Below are 21,107 nucleotides of genomic sequence, written 5' to 3'. Positions count from 1 at the left end.
AGCCTAAATCAATACTTGACGAAGTTAAATATTGGGCCTAGGTTTCGGCCATGTTTCCCGGACCGTCACCGGTCCACCCGCAACCCGGCGCCCAGCTGAGTCCCGCGGTGAGTCGTCGGTCGCTCGTCGTTCCCTGGCCCACCCGCGTCAATCCGGCCCCCGGCCGGCCACACCGCGAATCGGCACCACCCCCACCCACCAGTAGGAGGTGTGACTGTGAGGTCACCGTCACGCAGCCCCGGGCAGCCCGGCGGCCTCTCCGCCGGGCGAGCGAGCCGCGTCCGCACCCGCCAAACGGCGCTGGCCGCCCGGCTGGGCGCGACGCCCGCCCCCAGCGACGTCCCGGCGCAGGCTGCCGCACCCGGTCCGAAGCCGAGCCCCGCCGGCAGGCACGTCGAGCACATCCCGCAGCCGGGTGCCATCACCCGCACCAGACCAGTGGACGACTCGGTTCGGCCGCGGGGCGTACGCCGTGGGGACCTGGACGCCACCGACGACCTGTGGGTGGCCTGATGACGATCACCACGCCGCGCCCGAGTCCGCCGGCCGGCGTGACCCGGCTGCGGGTCCGGTCCCCTTGGCGCAGGAACGCGCCCACGCGTCGGCGTAGCCGCTGGGCCGAGGCGCAGCGATCCTGGCGGCTGCATTGGCAGCTGTACCTGCTGGTGATCGTGCCGTTGGCGTACTTTGTCATCTTCAAGTACATCCCGATCGGCAACGCCGTCATCGCGTTCAAGGACTACAACGTCATCCAGGGGCCGTGGGGCAGCGACTGGATCGGCTTCAAGAACTTCGAACTGTTCTTCACCAACCCGGTTTTCGGCACGCTGCTGGAGAACACCTTCATCCTGGCGTTCTACCTGGTGCTGGCGAGCTTCCCGATCCCGATCATGCTTGCCATCGCGCTGAACGAGATCGGCAACGGCTGGTTCAAGCGCACCGTGCAGATGGTCACCTACGCGCCCTACTTCATCTCCACCGTCGTGGTGGTCTCGATGACGATCCTCGTGCTGTCGCCGCGGCTCGGCGTCGTGAACGACGGGCTCGGGCTGTTCGGGATCGCGCCGATCAACTTCCTCGGCGATCCGAACTACTTCCGGCACATCTATGTCTGGTCCGACGTCTGGCAGACCGCGGGTTATTCGGCCGTCATCTACATGGCCGCGCTCGCCGGCATCGATCCGGCGCTGCACGAGTCGGCCAAGATCGACGGCGCCAGCCGGCTGCAACGGATTCGGCACATCGACCTGCCGGGAATCATGCCCACCGCGGTGATCGTCCTGATCCTCGGCGTGGGAAACATGATGGCGATCGGATTCGAGAAGGCCTACCTGCTGCAGAACGATCTGAACCTGGCGCAGTCGGAGATCATCCCCACCTACGTCTACAAGACCGGCCTGATCAACGCGGACTTCAGCATGGCGACCGCCGTCGGCCTGTTCAACTCGGTGGTCAACCTCTGCCTGCTGCTGCTGGTCAACTTCGCTGCCAAGCGGATCACCGGGAGTGGACTATGGCGATGAGCACGCCGACGACGTCGACCGTGTCCAGGCCGCGGCGGAAGCCGGCGGCCACGAAGAAGGTCCGCGAGCCGTTCGGCGACCGAGTGTTCCTGGTCGTCATCACGCTCATGCTCGCCGTGATGCTGGCGCTGGTGCTGCTGCCGTTGATCTACATCGTCGCCAGTTCCTTCAGTAGCGCGACCGCCGTCAGCGCAGGCCGGGTGAAGTTCTGGCCGGTCGAGTTCTCGCTGCACGCCTACAAAGTCGCTCTCAGCAACCCGCAGGTCCTGCGGGGGTACTACAACTCACTGATCTACGCCGTCGCCGGCACCCTGATCAGCGTCACGCTGACCGTGGCCATTGCCTACCCGTTGTCGCGCAAGACGTTCTTCGGGCGCAACGTGCTGATGACCGTCCTGATCTTCACGATGCTGTTCTCGGGCGGCCTGATCCCGACGTACATGGTGGTCCAGGACCTCGGCCTGCTGAACACCCGCTGGGCGCTGCTGATCCCCAACGCGATCGGCGTCTGGCAGGTGATCATCGCGCGCACCTTCTTCGCCCACTCGATCCCGGACGAGCTCTATGAGGCGGCGACGCTGGACGGGGCGAGCGAGCTGCGGTTTCTCCGGTCGGTAGTGCTGCCGCTGTCGAAGCCGCTGCTGGCCGTCCTCGTGCTGATGTACACGATCTACCAATGGAACACCTACTTCGACGCCCTGGTCTATCTCAAGGATCCCGATCTATATCCACTGCAGATCGTGCTCAGGAACATGCTCATCCTGAACCAGCGCAACGTCGGCGCAACGGACGTGGCGCAGCAGCTCCAACAGCAGCAGCTCGCCAACGTCTTGAAGTACGCCCTCATCGTCGTGTCGAGCCTGCCCGTACTGATCATCTACCCGTTCATCGCCCGCCACTTCACCAAGGGCGTGCTGGTCGGCGCCGTCAAGGGATAGCAATTCGCGATTGGAAGGAACCATAGAAATGCGTTCTATCAGGAAAGTCGCTGCACTGACGATAGCCGCGGCACTGGCGGTGGCGGGGTGCAGTTCCGACAACAAGAATGACGCCCCCAAGGCCGAGATGGGCCCCGACGGCAAGGTCATCGTCGACACGTTCTCGCCCGCCAACGCGGACCTGAATCTGGACACCAACCCGGTCACGAAGTTGATGAGTGACAAGTTCAAGATCCAGTTCCGCTGGCAGACCACCACGTTCGACGCGGGGCCGGCCAGGGAGAAGAGGCAGATCTCGCTCGCCAGCGGCGACTACCCGGACCTGTTCATGCTTATCCCCTGGGTGGACGGGTTTTCCCAGGCCGACGTGCTGAAGCTGGGCAAGCAGGGCGTCGCGGTGCCGCTGGAGAAGCTGATCAAGGACAACGCGCCGAACATCCAGAAGGCGTTGGACTCCAACCAGACGCTCAGGGAGATGTCGACTGCGCCCGACGGGCACATCTACGCGTTGCCGCAATGGTCGGACTGCTTCCACTGCAGTTACCCGGACAAGTTGTGGATCAACAGTGCCTGGTTGAAGAAGCTGAACCTGCCGATGCCGAAGACCACCGAGGAGCTGCGTACGGTCCTGCGGGCGTTCAAGGCCAAGGACCCGAACGGCAACGGCAAGGCCGACGAGATCCCGATGACCGCCGACGTGCAGGACGGTCACCTGATCGACTACCTGATGGGCGGGTTCGCCTACCCGCCGGCCGGTGCGAACAACGGCGGTCTCGGGCTGCTCACCCTCGACGGCGACAAGGTCACCACTCCGGTGAACACGCCCGAGTGGCGCGAAGGCCTGAAGTACATCCACTCGCTGTTCCAGGAGGGTTTGATCGACCAGGCCTCGTTCACCCAGAACGCCGAGGCACTACAGGCGACCGGCAACGACCCCGACGCCGTCATGATCGGCTCGTCGCCTCTCCTGCACCCGGCTATCTTCGTGCAGCTGGGCTCCAAGGACGGCCGCGACAAGCAGTACGACGCCGCGCCGCCGCTCACCGGGCCGTCCGGTAAGAGCTACAGCGGTCTGAACTACCCGAGCTCCAGCACCTTCACCTTCATGCTGACCAACAAGGCCAGCAAGGAGGCGCAGGTCGCGGCGATCAAGATGCTCGACTACATCTACACGACCGAGGGCACCAACATCGCGGTGATGGGTCCGGAGGGCGTGGGCTGGAACAAGCCGGGAGCCGGCGACATCGCGCTCGACAACAGTGTCCAGCCGCTGTACAAGCGCACGCCCGGTACGGAGGCGCCCAAGAACCTCTCCTGGGACGCGATGGCGCAGTACAACCTGACCCTCGCCTACCGCAACGCCAACGTGGTGCCGATGGACATCTACGCCGAGGCCGGATACGAGCGGCGGTTGTTCCAGGCAACCAAGCTGTACGAGGGCCACGATGACAAGGCGCAATTCTTCCCGACCGTCTCGGTCTGGACCGACCCGAGTGCCAGCGCCGAGATCGCCACGCTGAAGACCAACCTCGACAGCTATGTCTCCCAGGGCCAGCTGGCCTTCATCACGGGGTCGAAGAACATCGACACCGAATGGGACGCCTACGTCAAGGGTCTCGACGGCGTCGGCTTGAAGCGGTACCTGGAACTGAACCAGAAGGACTACGACGGGTACAAGGCCGGCAAGTGACACTACGCCCAGCCGGCCGGCGCCGGCCGCAGAGCAGGCGGAGGCCGCTGCGGTCGGCGACGGCCGGCTGGGCGCGACGGTCGACGCTGCGAGATGTCCTCGCGGACCGGCTTGAGCTCACTGTGCTGGCCTGTGTCGGGCTGGTTCTCATCGAGCGGAATACCTGACGTGCCAGTGATGTCCACGATCACGCATGCCGAGGCGTACCTGGTCGATATCGCCGTCGAGACGGTCCGCACCGATGCGGTGCAGGCGTTCGTCAAGCAGGAGACGGTTTTCGTCGAGGTTCGCACGGCCGACGGCCAGCAGGGTACTGGTTACTCGTACACCATCGGGACCGGCGGCACCGCCGTGCTCGCGCTCCTGCGCGACCACCTGGTGCCCCGCCTGATCGGCCTGGACGCGGCCCGGGTGGAGGCGGTGTGGCGAGATCTCTACGCCAGCACCCGCGCCACCGCCGTCGGCGCGATCACCTCATTGGCCCTGGCCGCTGTCGACACCGCGCTGTGGGACCTGCGTGCCAAGGCCGCCGGCCTGCCCCTGTGGATGCTGGCCGGCGGGGCCAAGGACCGCATTCCGCTCTACGACACCGAGGGCGGCTGGCTGCAGCTCAGCACCGAGGAGCTGGTCGCCGGGGCGAAAGCGGCACAGGCGGCCGGCTGGCCGGGCGTCAAGCTGAAGGTGGGCAAGCCCGATCCGGCCGAGGACGCCGAGCGCATCGCTGCGGTCCGAGCCGCCGTCGGCGACCGGCTCGACGTGATGGTCGACGCCAACCAATCGCTCACCGCCGCGGAGGCCATCCGCCGGGCGCGGCTGCTCGAACCGTACGGGCTCGCCTGGTTCGAGGAGCCGCTGCCTGCCGACGACGTCGCCGGGCACGAGCTGCTCGCCCGCTCGACCAGCATCCCGATCGCCGTCGGCGAGTCGATGTATTCGATCGGGCAGTTCGCCGAATACCTGCGCCGCCAGGCTGCGGGCATCATCCAGGTCGACGTCGCCCGGGTCGGCGGGATCACCCCCTGGCTCAAGGTCGCCCACCTGGCAGAGGCGTGCAACGTCGAAGTCTGCCCGCATTTCCTCATGGAGCTGCACGTGAGCCTGTGTGCCGCGGTGCCCAACAGTCGATACCTTGAGTACATCCCGCAGCTGCGGGCGGTAACCCGGTCCGAGATCGCCGTCGCGGGAGGCCACGCTCTCGCTCCGACCGCCCCCGGGCTCGGCATCGACTGGGACCGGGACGCGATCGAGTCCAGGCGAGTCGCGTGACGACCGCCATCACTCCGGCGGCGGCGCCCCCGGCGCCCCACGCCCAGCTCGATCTCAGCCACGGTTCGCGGGAGGGCGAGTGAAAGCCACAGAGAAGGTCCGACTGGGGCGCACCGAGGTGGAGGTGACCCGGCTGGGCTTCGGGCTCGCACCAATCGGCGGGCTGTTCACCGCCGTCGGCGACGAGGTCGCCCGGGCCACGGTCGAGGCGGCCTGGAACCTCGGACTGCGCTACTTCGACACCGCCCCGCTCTACGGCGGCGGCCTGTCGGAGCGCCGGGCCGGTGCGGTGCTGTCGGGCAAGCCGCGCGAGGAGTTCACGCTGTCGACCAAGGTCGGTCGGCTGCTCGTGCCGGGCGGCGTCGCGGAGCAGGAGTTCTGGGCGGAGCCGAGCGAGCTCACTCCGGTCTTCGATTTCTCCTACGACGGGGTGCTGCGCTCGCACGCGGAGAGCCTCCAGCGGCTGGGCCTGGACCGAGTCGACATCGCGCACATCCACGACCCGGACCACCACTTCGACGAAGCGGTGAGCGGGGCCTACCCGGCGCTGGCCGACTTGCGCGCGCGGGGCGACATCGGCGCGGTCAGCGCAGGCATGAATCAGGCGGAGATGCTGGTCGACCTCGCTCGGGCCGGCGACTTCGACTGTTTCATGCTCGCCGGGCGATACACGCTGCTGGATCAATCGGGGTCGGCCGAGCTGTTGCCGCTGTGCCTGGAGAGGGGCATCTCGGTTCTCGCGGCCGGGGCGTACAACTCGGGCCTGCTCGCCGACCCGAAGCCGGGCGCCCACTACGACTACGCCCGCGAGCGGACCCTGATCGAACGGGCGCTGGCGATCCAGGCGGTGTGCGAGCGGCACTCGGTGCCACTGAGGGCGGCGGCGATCCAGTTCCCGCTCGGCCATCCGGCCGTCGCCAGCGTCGTGGTCGGAGCCCGGGATCCCGAGCAGATCACCGACAACCTGGAGATGTTCGAATGGGAGATCCCGGGCGCTGTGGGCCGATCTGAAGAAGGACGGCCTGCTGCCGGAGGAGGTGCCCACACCGTGATCGTCGACGCACACCACCACCTGTGGACCGCCGACTACCCGTGGCTCGCCGCGCCGGGTCTGGCGGCGATCCGGCGCGATTACACGGTCGCCGACCTCACGCCCCGGCTGGCGGCGGCAGGCGTCACGGCTGGCGTGCTGGTCGAGGCGGGCCGCTGCGACGTCGCCGAAACCGCCGAGTTCCTCGCCCTGGCCGCCGCCACTGCGCACATCGCGGGCGTGGTCGGTTGGGCGTCCCTCACCGACCCGGACCTGCCCGCCACCCTGGCCGGCTACCGCGACCTGCCCGGCGGAGCGAAACTCGTCGGTATCCGCGACCAGGTGCAGGGCGTCGACGACCCGGCGTTCCTCGCCCGGGTGGACGTGCGGGCGGCGCTGGCCACCATCGGCGCCGCGGGGTTGACCTACGACCTGATCGTCCGGGTCGGACAGCTGGCCGCCAGCGCCGCTGCGGCGCGCGCCACCCCGGGCACCACCTTCGTGCTCGACCACCTCGGCAAGCCCCGGATCGGCGCGGGAGCCGAGGGGTTCGCCGAGTGGCGCGCGGCCGTGGCGGGACTGGCCGCCTGTGGCAACGTCGTCGCGAAGCTGTCCGGCCTGCTGACCGAGGCTGGCCCCCGGTGGAACGTCTCCACCATCCGGCCGTACGTCGACACCGCTCTGGACCTCTTCGGTCCCGAGCGGCTCATGGTCGGTTCCGACTGGCCGGTCTGCGAACTCGTCGCCTCGTACCCCGCTGCCCTCGAGGCGATCGACAATTGCCTGAGCGAGCTGTCGGCAGGCGAGCGGACCGCCATCGCGGCCGGCACCGCGATCCGTACCTATCGTCTGGAGGTTGGCTCTTGAAGCTCATGCGTGTTGGACCGGCGGGGGAGGAGAAGCCCGTTCTGTACGCCGACGGCCGTCACTTCGATCTGTCATCGGTCACCGCCGATCTCGACCCGGCGTTCTTCGCCTCCGACGGGCTGCGGCGCGTAGGCGAGGCGACCGGCCTGCCCGAGATCGACATCGTGGGACAGCGGATCGGGGCACCCGTCGCGCGCCCCGGCGTGATCCTCTGCGTCGGCCAGAACTACGCCGCCCACGCGGCCGAGTCCGGCGCGCAGCCGCCGACCACGCCGATCATCTTCTACAAGGCCCCGAACACCGTGGTCGGTCCGTTCGACGACGTGCTGATCCCGCCCGGATCGGCGAAGACCGATTGGGAGGTCGAGCTGGGCGTGGTGATCGGCCGGCGCGCTCGGTACCTGTCCTCCCCTGAGGAAGCGCTCGGGCACATCGCCGGTTTCGTGCTGTCCAACGACGTGTCGGAGCGGGACTTTCAGCTCGCGCAGTCGGGCGGGCAGTGGTCGAAGGGGAAGTCGTGCGAGACCTTCCAGCCGCTCGGACCGTGGCTGGTGACGCCCGACGAGATCACCGACCCGCAGGCGCTGCGGCTGCGCTCGTGGGTCAACGACGACATCCGGCAGGACTCCTCCACCAAAGACATGATCTTCGACGTGGCGTACCTGGTGTGGCACCTGTCCCAGTACTCCGTCCTGGATCCGGGGGACCTCGTCAACACCGGCACGCCGCAGGGTGTGGCGCTCTCGGGCCGCTTCCCGTACCTGGCGCCGGGTGACGTGATGGAGGTCGAGATCGACGGCCTCGGCCGGCAGCGTTCGCTCCTGAGGAGCGCCTGATGGCCGTGATCGTCGCCGTCGACACCTTCGACGTACGGTTTCCGACCTCGCGCGAGCTGGACGGCTCGGACGCGATGAACCCCGACCCGGACTACTCGGCCGCCTACGTCGTCCTGCGCACCGACGAGGGGCCCGACGGGCACGGGTTCACGTTCACCATCGGCCGCGGCAACGACATCTGTCGAGTGGCGATCGAGGTGCTCGCCCCGTTCGTCGTCGGCGTCGATCCCGATGCCGTCGACCTCGGCGCGTTCGCCCGCAGTCTCACCCACGACTCGCAACTGCGCTGGCTCGGGCCGGAGAAGGGGGTCGTACACCTCGCCGCCGCAGCACTCATCAACGCGATGTGGGACCTGGTCGCCAAGCGCGCCGGTAAACCTGTCTGGCGCTATCTCGCCGACCTCACCCCCGAGCAGATCGTCGACCTCGTCGACTGGCGCTACCTCACCGACGCGCTCACCCCACAGGAGGCGTTGCGGATCCTGCGGGCCGCCGAGCCCGGCCGGGCCGGGCGGATCGCAACGCTGCAGGCCCGCGGATACCCCGCCTACACCACCTCACCGGGCTGGCTCGGGTACGACGACGAGAAGCTGGTTCGGCTGGCGAAGCAGGCGGTGGCCGACGGGTTCACCCAGATCAAGCTGAAGGTCGGTGCTGATCTGCCCGACGACGTCCACCGCTTCCGGTTGGCTCGCGAGGCCGTGGGCCCGGGCATCCGGATCGCGGTCGACGCCAACCAGCGTTGGGACGTCGCAGTGGCAGTCGAGTGGATGACGGCGCTGGCCCCGTACGACCCGTGGTGGATCGAGGAGCCCACCAGCCCCGACGATGTGCTCGGGCACGCCGCGATCCGCGCCGCTCTGGCCACCGCCGCACCCGAGGGCAGGCCGATCCGGGTCGCGACCGGTGAACACGTGCAGAACCGGATCGTGTTCAAACAGCTGCTCCAGGCGGGCGCGGTCGACTTCGTGCAGATCGACGCGTGCCGGGTCGGTGGCGTCAACGAGAACGTCGCGATCCTGCTGCTGGCCGCGAAGTACGGTGTGCCGGTGTGCCCGCACGCCGGCGGCGTCGGTCTGTGCGAACTCGTCCAACACCTGTCGATGTTCGACTTCGTGGCCGTGTCGGGAACGACCGAGAACCGCGTCCTCGAGTTCGTCGACCACCTGCACGAGCACTTCCTCGCCCCGGCGATCGTCCGCAACGGCCACTACGTCGCCCCGACCCAGCCCGGCTTTTCGGCCGAAATGAGCCAGGAAAGCCTCGCCACCTACTCCTACCCCGACGGCCGGCATGGGCATCCCCGGCGTCAATCCCCACCGGGCGGATCTGAAAGAGAGCACTCTTCATGTTTGACGGTTTGGTGGCAGTGGTGACCGGTGGCGCCTCGGGGATCGGGCGCGCCTGTGTGGAGGCCTTCCACGCCGCCGGCGCCCAGGTGGGCGTGCTCGACCTCGATCCGACGGAAGCACCCGAGGATCCGCGCGTCCACGCGGTACGGGCCGATGTGGCCGACCGGGCCTCGCTCACCGCGGCGCTGGCCTCGGTCGCGCACACGTTCGGTGGGGTGGACATCCTGGTCAACAACGCAGGGATCTCCGCCGTCGGCGAGGTCGAGGAGAACGATGACGCGCAATGGGCACGCGTCCTGGACGTGAACGTGACCGGAGTCGCCCGGACCACCGCTGTCACGCTGCCGTACCTGCGCCGATCCCGAGCGGGCGCGATCGTCAACATCTCCTCGATCGCGGCCGGCGCCGGTCTGCCGAAGCGGGCGCTGTACTCGGCATCGAAGGGTGCGGTACACGCGCTGACGCTGGCCATGGCCGCCGACCTGGTCGGCGAGGGAATCCGGGTCAACTGCGTCGCACCCGGCACAGTGGACACGCCGTGGGTGGCCCGGCTGCTGGCCAACGCCGCCGACCCGCAGGCCGAGAAGCGCCGGCTTGCCGCCCGCCAGCCCACCGGCCGCCTGGTCACCGCGCAGGAGGTGGCGGAGGCTGTGGTGTATCTGGCGTCGCCGACCGCCGGGGCGGTGACGGGCACCTCACTCGCCGTCGACGGGGGCATGTCGGGCCTGCGCCTGCCGGCCCGCGCGACCTGACCGACGATCACGAAGAAGGCAAGCGGTGACCGGAGTTCACGAGATCATCTCACTGCCTGTCGGAGCGCAGCCGCCCCGGGCCCGGACCCGCTCGGACGCGGGTGAGCTCTCGCTCGACGGGCGATGGCGGTTCGCGTGGTCGCCGACCGCGCTCTCCGGCAAGGACCCCGCGGATCCCGGGGATACCTGGGACGAGATCCAGGTTCCCGCGCACTGGCAGCTGTGCGGCTATGGCGCCCCCGCGTACACGAACCTGCGCTATCCGTTTCCCATCGACCCGCCGTACGTGCCTGAGGCGAACCCCACCGGCGAGTACCGCCGAATCGTGCGGCGTCCGCCCGGTTGGGACGGCGGACGCGTGCTGCTCCGGTTCGACGGCGTCGACTCCTGGTTCGAGGTGTGGCTGAACGGTTCGCTCGTCGGTCGGGGGTCGGGCAGCCGGCTCACCGTCGAGTTCGACGTGACCGAGCTGCTCACCGGGGGCGACGACCTCCTGGCGGTGCGGGTGCACCAGTGGAGCTTCGCCAGCTACGTCGAGGACCAGGACCAGTGGTGGTTGTCAGGCATCTTCCGGTCGGTCGCGCTGCTGCACCGCCCCGCGGGCGGGATCGACGACGTCCACATCGTCGCGGACTACGACCAGCACACCGGCGACGGCCTCCTCCGGGTCGAGGCGCGCAGCCGCGAACCGGTGACGGTGGAGCTGACCGAGCTTGGCGTCCGCGGCGTAGCCGGCGAGACCATCCGGGTCGCGTCGGTGGAACCGTGGTCGGCCGAGCTGCCGCGGCTCTACCGGATCCTGGTCGCCACCGGGGCCGAGACGATCTCGGCCGACATCGGCTTCCGCACGGTACGCGTCGACGGGGGCCGGCTCCTGCTCAACGGCGCGCCACTGGTGTTCCGCGGAGTGAACCGGCACGACTTCGATGCCCGGTCCGGGCGTGCGTTGACCAGGGACGTGCTGGAGCGCGATGTCATCTTGATGAAGCGGCACAACGTCAACGCGGTGCGGACCAGTCACTACCCGCCCGACCCGTACTTCCTTGAGCTCTGTGACCGGTACGGCCTGTACGTGATGGTCGAATGCGACATCGAGACGCAGGGCTTCTCGCTGGTGGACTGGCGGGGCAACCCCTCCGACGACCCCGCCTGGGGCGAGGTGTACCTCGACCGGATGCGGCGAATGGTCGAGCGCGACAAGAACTCGACGAGCGTCGTGATGTGGTCACTCGGCAACGAGGCCGGGTGGGGCGTCAACCTGGCGGCGAACGCCCGGTGGACCGCGGAACGTGACCCGAGCCGGCCGATCCACTACGAGCCGGACGTCGAATGCGAGGCGGTCGACGTCTACAGCCGGATGTACCCGACCTTCGACGAGCTCGACGCGATCGGACGGCACGACGAAGCTGCGCTCGCCGACCCCGCCCGCGACGGTCGCCGGCGCGGGCTGCCGATGCTGATGTGCGAGTACGCGCACGCGATGGGGAACGGGCCGGGCGGGTTGGCCGACTACGAGGCGATCGTCGACGCGTACCCGAGGCTGGCCGGCGGCTTCGTCTGGGAGTGGATCGATCATGGCCTGGCCGGCGACGGCCCGGACGGACGCCGTGCGTACCGCTACGGCGGGGACTTCGGCGAGCCCGTACACGACGGCTCGTTCGTGATCGACGGCCTGCTCTTCCCGGACCGGACCCCATCGCCGGGACTCGCGGAACTCGCGGCCGTCATCGCGCCGGTGCGGATGCGCCTGGACGGCGACCAGCTTTCCGTGCGGAACCGCTGGAGTTTCAGCACCACCGAAGATGTGGGCTTCCGGTGGCTCCTGGTGCTGGACGGCGAGGTCGTCGACGCGGGACTGCTGGACCCGATCGTGGTCGGGCCGCGGTCGGAGTGCCGGGTTGCTCTCCCGCCCGCCGTACGCCGGGCGGAGCGGGACACACCGGCGGGCGGGGAGCTGTGGCTCACGATTACGGCGGCGACCGGGAGCGCGCGCCCCGGAATCGACGCCGGGCACGTCCTGGCGCGGACGCAACAGCGGCGCCGTGCCGCTGCCCCGCCAACGGCTGCGGAGCTACTGCCGCCGGCCCCGGAGGCGCGGCCGACCACAGTCGACCAGCGGTTCGATCACCTGGCGCGACCGACGGCGCTGGGTCCGTTCGCGGTCGCGCAGGTCGGCCTCGACGTCTGGCGCGCGCCGACGGAGAACGACCGGTGCCCGGGACTCGGCGAGCAAGTGTCGCTGGAAACCCGCTGGCGGGCAGCCGGCTTCGATCGCCTGGTGGATCGTACGGTCGAGGTTCGACTGGGCGACGGATCCGTACGACGCGTCGCGCGCTACGGTTCCCCCGGTCTCGACAGCGGATTCGACGTGGATTACCACTGGACGGCGCGGGATGATCGCCTCCGGCTCGACGTCGTGATCGAGCGCCGCGGCGAGTGGCGGCTGCCCCTGCCCCGGTTGGGTGTCGTCCTCGCCCTGCGCTGCGCCGAGCCGGGCGCGACGGAGCTCGAGTGGCTCGGGCTCGGACCGGGGGAGAGCTACCCCGACTCGCGTTCCGCGAACTGGTACGGCCGGCACCGCATGACGGTCCGGGACGCGCAGGTCCCGTACGTCGTACCGCAGGAGAACGGCAATCGGTCCGACGTGCGCCGGCTGCGGTTGACCGTGCCCGAGGGCGGCCTGCGCATCGAGGGCGTCCAGCCATTCGAGGTCGCGGTACGGCCCTGGTCGACCGAGCAGCTCGAGCGCGCCCAGCACGCGGCGGAGCTGGCCGAGGCGGGACTCCTGTGGGTGCACCTGGCGGCGGGCGTCACCGGACTGGGCTCGGCGAGCTGCGGTCCACCGGTCCGGTCATCCGGGCGTTACCGCGCCGCCCGGGTACGGCTCGGCTTCGACTTCGTCCCCGAGGCGGGTTAGCGATGGCAATGCCCGTCGCCAACCGGGCCGGGGTGTGACGCAGATGCCGGCACTGCTCGACGTCACCGACTTCGGGGCGCTTCCCGGGCACCCGCACACCGACGCCGCGCCCGCGGTCCGGGCGGCGCTGCGCGCCGCACGGGCCGCGGCCGGCCCGGTGCAGCTTCGCTTCCCGCCAGGCGAATACCACCTGTGGCCGGACCGCGCGCACGGACGTGAGCTGTACGTCTCCAACACGGTGGGGGACGACCCGCGACACCGCGTCAAGTCGATCGCGCTGCTCGTGGAGGCGACGGACGACCTGGTCATCGCCGGGGAGGGCGCCCGTCTCGTCCTGCACGGGCTCCAGACGACCTTCGCCGTCCTCGACTCGCAGCGGGTACGCGTCGAGGGGCTCGAGTTCGACATCGCGGTGCCGACGGTCGTCGATGCCACCGTGGTCGGCGCGGGCGTCGCCGCAGGCCGGGCCTACCGACTGATCCGGGTGCCCGCGGCCACGCTCTTCTCCGTCGAAGGTGCGTCGATCCGCTGGCACGGGGAAGCGCTCGAATCGGGCGGGTTTGCCTGGTCCGGGCGCGACGCGCTCGCGTACACCCAGATCCACGATCCCGCCGGTCAGCGGACGTGGCGCGGCCCGAACCCCCTTTTCGAGGACGTCCGGTCGATCCGGTTGGTGAGGGAGCGCGACATCCGGATCGACTACGGGTACGCCGAGGAACCGGCCGACCTGGGACTGGTCTACTCGATGCGGTCGAGGACCCGCGACCATCCCGGTGCGCTCGTGCTCGACAGTTGCGACGTGACGCTGTCGCGATTGCGGTTCCGCTTCCTGCACGGCTTCGGCGTGGTCGCTCAGACCAGCAGGGACGTCACGGTGGAGGGGTGCGAGTTCCGGGCTCCGCCCGACAGCGGGCGGCACAGCGCCGGCTTCGCCGACTTCATCCAGTTCTCCGGTTGCTCGGGACGGGCTGTCGTGCGCGACTGCCTCTTCGACGGGCCGCATGACGATCCGATCAACGTGCACGGCAGCTATCTGCGGCTTGCCGGTCAGCCGGACCCTCGTACCCTCGAACTGGCGTACCCACACCCGGAGACGGCGGGCTTTCCCCAGTTCGCGGCCGGTGACCAGGTAGAGCTCGTCGATCGCGCCACGCTCCAGGCGATCGCCACGGCCACGGTACGGACCGTGCGACAGCCGAGCGGTCGCGACCACGACCAACCGCTGCGCACCATCCTCGTGACTGTCGACGTGGAACTGCCGGACGGTCTCGTCGGGTGGACCGCGGTCGAGAACGTCACCCGGACGCCGACCGTGAGGATCGTCCGCAACATCTTCCGCAACGTCCCCACGCGCGGAGTGCTCGTGACGACCCGCCGCGCCGTGCTGATCGAGGAGAACCGTTTCGAGCACATGGGAATGGCCGGCATCTACGTCTCCGGCGACGCCGCCGAATGGTGGGAGTCCGGGCCAGTGCGCGACCTGACGATCCGCGGCAACAAGTTCATCGAACCGGGGGGACCGGCAATCCACCTCGATCCGAGGAGCACCCGACGCGCTCCGGGGCACGCCGTCCACAGTGGCGTGGTTGTGACGGAGAACCAGTTCGTGCTCGACGGCGTGCCCGCGCTCGACGCCAAGAGCACACGCGGGATCCGCTTCCGGGACAACAGCATCGTCCAGCGCGGCCAGGAGACGCCCGACATCGTCCTGCGGTCCTGCTTCGACGTGCGCATCGAACTCGACGGTGCCGGGCCGCCCTGACTGCCGGGCGCCCTGGTCAGTCCGGGTGGCTGGTCAGGCCGACGATCCGCAGCGGGACGGGCAGCGCCCGGAGCGCACGGAAATCAATGCTTGACGAAGTTAATTATTCATTTTAGGTTTCGTCCATGTATCCCGAGTCCGGCGCCGATTCGCTCGTCGCGGCCCCATCGGCAACGGCGGTGCTGGCCGGAGGACCACTGCCTCTGGCCAGCCTCGCTCCCCGGCTCGGGCTGACCTCCGCCGCCGTCACCACGTTCGCGCGCCCACTCATGGACACGGGTCAGGAGTGGGCGCGCGGACCGGCTGCCGTGAGCGTCCAGTCGCTCGTCGTTCCCTGACCCACCGGCGTCAATCCGGCCCCCGGCCGGCCAATTCGCAACAGGCACCACCCCCGGCTCCCCCAAACCAGGAGGTGTGACTGTGAAGTCACCGTTACGTACCACCGCGCAGCGAGTCGAACCCCCCGCCCGGCGCGAGAGCCGAGTCCGCACCGGCGTGGCCCTGGCCGCCACCCTCGCGGTGGCCCTCGGCGCGGGCGCCATCCCGGCGCAGGCTGCCGCACCCGTCCCGAGGACGCAGGCCGCCGTACCCGGTCCGAAGCCGAGGCCGACGCCGAGCAGCGCGACGCCCGGCGCCACCACGAAGGACCCGTCGCCCGCGGACCGGGCGGCCGCGCAGAAGGCGGCCGCCGCGGCAGCCGCGCAGGGCGTCGCGGACCGCCCCTACATGGGGTGGAGCAGCTGGAGCCTGCAGGCCACCAACTACCCCGGGGTCAACCCGAACGGCAACGCGAGCTGGCTGAACGAGGCCAACCTGCTCCAGCAGGTCGACGCCCTCGCCACGAAGCTCAAGCCCTACGGCTACGAGTACGTCAACATCGACGCCGGCTGGTCCACCAACTACGACTGGGCGCTCAACTTCGACGGGTACGCGCGTGAGATCGCCTCACCCGAGCGGTTCCCGCACGGCATGAAATACGTGGCCGACGCCATCCACGCCAAGGGCCTCAAGGCCGGCATCTACCTCACCGTCGGGCTGAACAAGCCCCTGTACGGCAACGGCACGGTGCCGATCTGGAACGCTCCCGGCTGCACCACCGCCGACATCGTCTACCCCGACCTGCGTACGACGAACGGCTGGGACGGGGCGTACAAGATCGATTTTTCCAAGCCCTGCGCCCAGAAGTACATCGACTCGCAGGCCCAGCTGATCGCCGACTGGGGCTACGACTTCCTCAAGTTCGACGGCGTCGGGCCGGGCTCGTTCCGCGGCGGCGACAACTACAACAACGTCGCGGACGTCGCCGCCTGGCAGGCGGCCATCGCCAAGACCGGCGCCCGATCCAGTTTGTCCTGTCCTGGTCGCTGGACCGCAACCACGCCGCCGACTGGAAGCAGCACTCGAACGGCTGGCGGATCGACACCGACGTGGAGTGCTACTGCGACACCCTGGTGACCTGGAACAACTCCGTCAAGATCCGGTGGGACGACGTACCCGGCTGGACGCCCTGGGCCGGCCCCGGCGGCTGGAACAACCTCGACTCGCTCAACGTCGGCAACGGCGAGATGGACGGCCTCACCGAGGACGAGCGGCAGAGCTACACGACGCTGTGGGCGATCTCGGCGGCCCCGCTGTACGCCGGTGACGACCTCACCAAGCTCGACGCCTACGGCCTGTCCCTGCTCACCAACAGCGAGGTGATCGCGATCGACCAGCAGGGCGTTCCGGCCCGCCCGGTGACGCCCACCGGCTCCGCGCAGGTCTGGGGCATGAAGAACGTCGACGGCAGTTACACGATCGCGCTGTTCAACATGGGCAGCTTCCCGGCACAGGTCACCGCGAACTGGAGCAGCTTCGGCTTCGGCGGCAAGGCCACCGTGCGCGACCTGTGGCAGCACAAGGAGCTCGGCGGCTACGACGGCAGCATCTCGGCGACCCTGCCGTCCCACGGCTCCCGGCTGTTCAAGGTCACGCCCAAGGACGGGGCCGTCAAGATGGCCAGCTACGAGGCCGAGGCCAGCACGAACAGCCTCGTACGCGGTGCCTCGGTCGGCGGCTGCGCCAACTGCTCCGGCGGCGCGAAGGTCGGCAACCTCTACAACGGCGGCGCGCTGCGCATCAACGGCGTCACCGTGCCGAAGACGGGCACTTACCAGGTGAACATCCGCTACACCACGAACGACCCGCGCTCGGCGACCATCTCGGCCAACGGCCAGAACGCCGTCACCCTGGCCTTCCCGCCCAGTGGTGGTTGGGACATCCCGGCCACGCTGACCGTGGCCGTGCAGCTGCATGCCGGCGCCAACACGATCGAGATCGACAGTACGACGCCGGTCTACTCACCCGACGTCGACAAGATCGAGGTGCCGCTGACCGTACGGTAGGCACGGCTCGTCAGGGGGCCGGAGCGGCACCGCCGCCCCGGCCCCATGCCATCCGGACTCACGTCGCGCGCTGGCGGCGGCGCGGCCCGGATCCCCGCCCGGACGGCGGCCCGAGGCTGCGTGAGATCGGCGTAACAGGTGATCAGCCAGCGCTACCGGCGGAGCCGGACGTACCGTGAGATCGTGCCGACGAGAGATGTGATCACCAGCGCTGACCTCGACGAGCTTCGCCGCTCGGCGCTCGGCACAGCCAATCCGCTCGGCGTCGCCGCCGGCCTGGCAGACGCGGTGGAGCAGGGCCGGCTGGCGGAGCCGGAGGACGCCGGGGACGCGCTGACCCTGGCCGCGGAGATCGCCGAGATCCGAGGGCGGTTGGACGCCGCGCTCCGGTACGCGGACCGGGCCTTGGAGACGTACCCGTCGGTGGAGGACGCCCGGGCCGGCTTCGCCCGGGCGCTGCGGGCCCGGATCATGTTCCGGGCCGGCGGCCGGGAGGACGAGGCGATGGCGGAACTCACCGCGCTGCGCCAGCTCCTGATCGAGCAGCCCGAGGCCCCGGTGTACGTCAGCGCGGCCCTGGACGCCGGCGGTCTCTCCGTGATCGCCGAGGAGTGGCTGAGCGAGGCGGTCGATACCGTGCTCGGCAGGCGCGCCACCGCGGCGGGAGCACCCACGGAGGCCGTACCCGCCGCCGAGGCGACGGTGGAGGTCGGCCCTCCGGAGGCGCCCGGCGTCCTGTTCTTCCTGCTGCAGCAGCGGCACCGGGTGCGCCGGGACTTGAACCTGCCGCATGATCGGCAGGACGATCTGTCGGACCGGCTGGAGACTCAGCTCCTCCGCCGGGCGGAGCAGCGGCAGGGCACGGAGCCCGACCTGCTCTTCTGGCCCCGGGCCGAGTTCGACCGCCTGCTCGCCGAGCACGCCGAGTTGACCGAGGCGTACGGGCCGGACTGGGACGCGCACCGGGGCCGCCTGGAACGGCACCTCGTCCAGCAGACCAACGCCGGTCGGACCGGGCTGAGCGTGCTCAGCGCATCGGTGGATGGGCTGACCGACTACGCCAGCCGGCACGACGGGGAGCCGACGGATCCGGAGGTCCGCACCCGCTACGCGCGAGACTTGGCGACCCGCCCCGGCGCGCAGATTCCGTGGCCGCCGGAGCGCAACGACGCCTGCTGGTGCGGCTCGGGCCTCAAGTACAAGAAGTGCTGCCTGCCGCGCTCCCGTAGCTGACCGCCCCGCCAGTCGCTGCTGCGGCAGTCAGGCCAGGCCGGTCTCGGCGAGCGCTCGCAGCGAAATTGGGTGGCTGCAGGTTCGGGATCACGAACGCACGCGCCGGGGTCACACCAGATTGTCGGGTTGGTGCTCGTCGGTAGGGATGAGTGCGGCGAGGTTCCACACTTCCGTGGTATGCCGCGGCAGACCCGCATCTGGCTATGTTGTGCGCTGATGGTTGGCTGGGCACTCGGTGTGGGCCTCTTCGGCTGGCAGGCCGTGACCGCCGACGTACCGGCCAAAGACCGCTCGATCGACGTGTGCGATTTCGTCCGCCCGGAGACGATCGCCCGGCTGGTGCCGGATGCGTCGAAGTCACCGCCCGAGATCGGGCCCGCGAAAAGCTGGTGCGAGTTCTCGGGTTGGGCGGGCGAGGGCGCCCACCGGGCGGAGGTGCACCTGTGGTTCGGTTACGTCCGGTCGACGCGATCGCAGGGGGAATCGGCGGCGCAGCGGGCCCGGTACGAGGTCGTCAACGCCTATTGCCCCAACTGCCAGGCGAAGCCGACGCCCGTCCGGATCGGCGACGAGTCCTTCGAGTACGGCGGGACATACGAGGGCGTCCGGCAGTTCGCGCAGGTGCGCGTGCGCATCGGCACGGTGACGATCGAGGCGCAGCTGGACACGCCGTACGCGGCCCGCGACGCCATGTTCGAAGCGACGCGGATCGTGGCGCAGGAGATGGCCGCACGATGCTACGCAAGGTGCTGAGCGGGGTGGCCCGCCCGGATGAGGAGACGCCCGGCAACTGGCTGGAAGCCGAGCGGTCGCGGCGCCGGCGGATGAAGCTGTCCTGGATCGCGGTGCTCCTCATCGTCGGGACACTCTCCTGGGGCGGCTGCACCCTGGGTAGGGCCGCCGCGACGCCGCTGGGGCGGGCCCAGGCCGCGGTGGTGGACCGGGCTGCCGCGCGGGTCCCGATGCCATCCCTGCCGCGGGACCCCCACTATCCCCTGTCGACGCCGATGCCACTGCCGTCCATCAGCGGCTCGGGCACCGGCAGCGGAGCGCTGTTCGCCTCGGGCGAGGCGACGGCCTTCCGCCAGCAGGGGCTGCCCATCGTGTTCATGCTGCCCAGCACATACCCCTGGCACTGCGTGGTGTTCAGCCTGCCCGACGTGGGCGCCTCCTCAGCCGCCGAGTGGGAATGCACCGAGGACTCCTCCGACTCCTTGCGGGAGGCCAGCCTGCGGGTGTTGCTGGCAGCCTGTTCGCAGCCGTGCGACTCCGACGCCGTGTCTCGGCTACGGCCGCCGTTCGCGCTCGGGCCCGTACGGGCCGTTGACGACACGACGTGGCTCGCCGACCGCACGACCGAGCCGAACCTCTTCGGCGACAGGTTAACGGCCTTCGCTCCCGGATGTAGCCGTCGCCCCGGCGCTGATCCCGCCTGGACGGCGTCGAAGACACCGACGTAGCCGGTGCGCGCTCATGCCGACCGGGGGTAGCTGGAGGAAGGGTGCTGCCGCGTCACGGACCGTGCGGGTCTCGCCGCTTGTGGTGGCCTGCCTGGCCGGGGCCGCCACCATGGCGTGAGAGACCCGTCCCCGTGGCCTCCTCATCGAGGAACGGCCCGGGAGTGGGTCACCCGACAGAAACGGCGGGCAGTAGGTGCGGCACCGGCGGGAACCGCCATCATGAGCCGGTGAAGATCCTGTCGATCCAGTCTTCGGTCGCCTACGGCCACGTCGGCAACTCGGCGGCCGCCTTCCCTCTTCAGCGGCTCGGGCACGAGGTGTGGCCGGTACTGACGGTCCACTTCTCCAACCACACCGGGTACGGCGCGTGGCGCGGGCCGCTGCTGGCGCCGGCCGACGTGGCCGAGGTGATCGCCGGCATCGCGGACCGCGGGGTCCTCGGCAGCGCGGACGCGGTCCTGTCGGGCTACCAGGGCGACCCGGCGATGGGCGCGGTGATCCTCGACGCGGTGGACAAGGTCAAGGCGGCCAACTCGGACGCGGTGTACTGCTGCGACCCGGTGATGGGCGACGCCGGCCGCGGGATGTTCGTGCGGCCGGGCATTCCGGAGTACATGCGGGACATCGTGGTCCCGCGGGCGGACATCATCACCCCGAACCAGTTCGAGCTGGACTTTCTCGCCGGCCGTAGGACGAACTCGCTGGCGGAGGTGCTGGAGGCGGTCGACGTGGTGCGCGAGACGGGACCGCGGCACGTCCTGGTGACCAGCGTGCTGCACGGCGACGTGCCGGTGGGGTCGCTGGAGGTGGTGGCCGTCTCGGACGAGGGCGCCTGGGCGGTGACCACGCCGCTGCTGCCGATCAACCCGAACGGCGGCGGCGACGTCACCGCCGCGCTGTACCTCGCGCATCTGTGGACGACGGGCTCGCCCGCGACGGCACTGGAACGCACCATCGCCTCCGTCTTCGCCGTCCTGGAGGCGACCCTCGCGGCGGGCACCCGGGAGATCCAGCTGATCGCGGCCCAGGCCGCGATCGCCGAGCCGCCAGCCAGCTTCACCGCCCGGCGGTTGCGCTGACGCGCCTTCCTGCCGAGC

Annotated in this window: 18 protein-coding genes; 17 read left to right on the top strand and 1 reads right to left on the bottom strand. The window is 69.7% G+C overall.

Annotation, left to right across the window (positions count from 1 at the left end):
* The first annotated feature begins 216 nt into the window (after positions 1–216).
* Together JNW87_RS01755 and JNW87_RS01750 are read left to right on the top strand one after the other, a co-directional pair.
* Complete coding sequence (locus JNW87_RS01755; RefSeq protein WP_146231218.1) at positions 217–513, top strand: hypothetical protein; 297 nt, start codon at positions 217–219, stop codon at positions 511–513.
* Positions 513–1,523: a sugar ABC transporter permease gene (locus JNW87_RS01750; protein ID WP_109804204.1), complete on the top strand. Its 1,011-nt coding sequence runs from the start codon at positions 513–515 to the stop codon at positions 1,521–1,523. The genes JNW87_RS01755 and JNW87_RS01750 overlap by 1 nt, the downstream gene beginning before the upstream one ends.
* On the opposite strand, the gene JNW87_RS39140 is transcribed toward JNW87_RS01750, so the two are convergent.
* Positions 1,498–1,623 carry a hypothetical protein gene (locus JNW87_RS39140; RefSeq protein WP_255543293.1) on the bottom strand — a complete coding sequence of 42 codons (126 nt, stop codon included), beginning with the start codon at positions 1,621–1,623 and terminating at the stop codon, positions 1,498–1,500. The two genes, JNW87_RS01750 and JNW87_RS39140, sit on opposite strands and share 26 nt — an antisense overlap.
* A 19-nt stretch (positions 1,624–1,642) precedes the next feature.
* Between JNW87_RS39140 and JNW87_RS01745 the strand changes: the two genes are divergently transcribed.
* From JNW87_RS01745 to pdxY, 15 genes are all read left to right on the top strand, one after another.
* A complete protein-coding gene (locus tag JNW87_RS01745) occupies positions 1,643–2,461 on the top strand; it encodes a carbohydrate ABC transporter permease (protein ID WP_238452828.1) in 819 nt (272 codons plus the stop codon).
* A gap of 28 nt (positions 2,462–2,489) precedes the next feature.
* A complete protein-coding gene (locus JNW87_RS01740; RefSeq protein WP_109804200.1) occupies positions 2,490–4,151 on the top strand; it encodes an extracellular solute-binding protein in 1,662 nt (553 codons plus the stop codon).
* Between the two features lie 177 nt (positions 4,152–4,328).
* Positions 4,329–5,417, top strand: coding sequence for a mandelate racemase/muconate lactonizing enzyme family protein (locus JNW87_RS01735; RefSeq protein ID WP_109804199.1), 1,089 nt, complete (start codon positions 4,329–4,331; stop codon positions 5,415–5,417).
* Positions 5,418–5,496: 79 nt separating this feature from the next.
* Entirely contained in the window at positions 5,497–7,314 is a 1,818-nt protein-coding gene (locus tag JNW87_RS01730) for an aldo/keto reductase (protein WP_238452827.1), read from the top strand.
* Positions 7,311–8,150 carry a fumarylacetoacetate hydrolase family protein gene (locus JNW87_RS01725; RefSeq protein ID WP_109804196.1) on the top strand — a complete coding sequence of 280 codons (840 nt, stop codon included), beginning with the start codon at positions 7,311–7,313 and terminating at the stop codon, positions 8,148–8,150. Before JNW87_RS01730 ends, JNW87_RS01725 begins: the two co-directional genes overlap by 4 nt.
* Complete coding sequence (locus tag JNW87_RS01720; protein WP_238452826.1) at positions 8,150–9,526, top strand: L-fuconate dehydratase; 1,377 nt, start codon at positions 8,150–8,152, stop codon at positions 9,524–9,526. The genes JNW87_RS01725 and JNW87_RS01720 overlap by 1 nt, the downstream gene beginning before the upstream one ends.
* A complete protein-coding gene (locus JNW87_RS01715; protein ID WP_309233875.1) occupies positions 9,523–10,254 on the top strand; it encodes an SDR family NAD(P)-dependent oxidoreductase in 732 nt (243 codons plus the stop codon). The genes JNW87_RS01720 and JNW87_RS01715 overlap by 4 nt, the downstream gene beginning before the upstream one ends.
* A 25-nt stretch (positions 10,255–10,279) precedes the next feature.
* Positions 10,280–13,171, top strand: coding sequence for a glycoside hydrolase family 2 TIM barrel-domain containing protein (locus JNW87_RS01710; protein ID WP_109804193.1), 2,892 nt, complete (start codon positions 10,280–10,282; stop codon positions 13,169–13,171).
* Positions 13,172–13,214: 43 nt separating this feature from the next.
* Positions 13,215–14,933: a right-handed parallel beta-helix repeat-containing protein gene (locus tag JNW87_RS01705; protein ID WP_238452825.1), complete on the top strand. Its 1,719-nt coding sequence runs from the start codon at positions 13,215–13,217 to the stop codon at positions 14,931–14,933.
* Positions 14,934–15,353: 420 nt separating this feature from the next.
* Positions 15,354–16,388, top strand: a complete 1,035-nt coding sequence (locus JNW87_RS01700; RefSeq protein ID WP_238452824.1) for a hypothetical protein — start codon at positions 15,354–15,356, stop codon at positions 16,386–16,388.
* Complete coding sequence (locus JNW87_RS01695) at positions 16,274–17,317, top strand: CBM35 domain-containing protein (protein WP_309233876.1); 1,044 nt, start codon at positions 16,274–16,276, stop codon at positions 17,315–17,317. The genes JNW87_RS01700 and JNW87_RS01695 overlap by 115 nt, the downstream gene beginning before the upstream one ends.
* A 183-nt stretch (positions 17,318–17,500) precedes the next feature.
* Complete coding sequence (locus tag JNW87_RS01690) at positions 17,501–18,550, top strand: SEC-C metal-binding domain-containing protein (RefSeq protein WP_109804202.1); 1,050 nt, start codon at positions 17,501–17,503, stop codon at positions 18,548–18,550.
* Positions 18,551–18,727: 177 nt separating this feature from the next.
* Complete coding sequence (locus JNW87_RS01685) at positions 18,728–19,303, top strand: hypothetical protein (protein WP_146231216.1); 576 nt, start codon at positions 18,728–18,730, stop codon at positions 19,301–19,303.
* Positions 19,285–20,010 carry a hypothetical protein gene (locus JNW87_RS01680; RefSeq protein WP_238452823.1) on the top strand — a complete coding sequence of 242 codons (726 nt, stop codon included), beginning with the start codon at positions 19,285–19,287 and terminating at the stop codon, positions 20,008–20,010. The genes JNW87_RS01685 and JNW87_RS01680 overlap by 19 nt, the downstream gene beginning before the upstream one ends.
* Positions 20,011–20,237: 227 nt before the next feature.
* A complete protein-coding gene (gene pdxY, locus JNW87_RS01675) occupies positions 20,238–21,089 on the top strand; it encodes a pyridoxal kinase PdxY (RefSeq protein ID WP_109804188.1) in 852 nt (283 codons plus the stop codon).
* The last annotated feature ends 18 nt before the right edge of the window (positions 21,090–21,107 follow it).

It is taken from the genome of Micromonospora sp. ATA51, from assembly GCF_016802855.1.
Classification (GTDB): domain Bacteria; phylum Actinomycetota; class Actinomycetes; order Mycobacteriales; family Micromonosporaceae; genus Micromonospora; species Micromonospora sicca.
The sequence above is the reverse complement of the archived record's forward strand: the minus strand, read 5'-3'. Positions and strand labels throughout refer to the sequence as shown.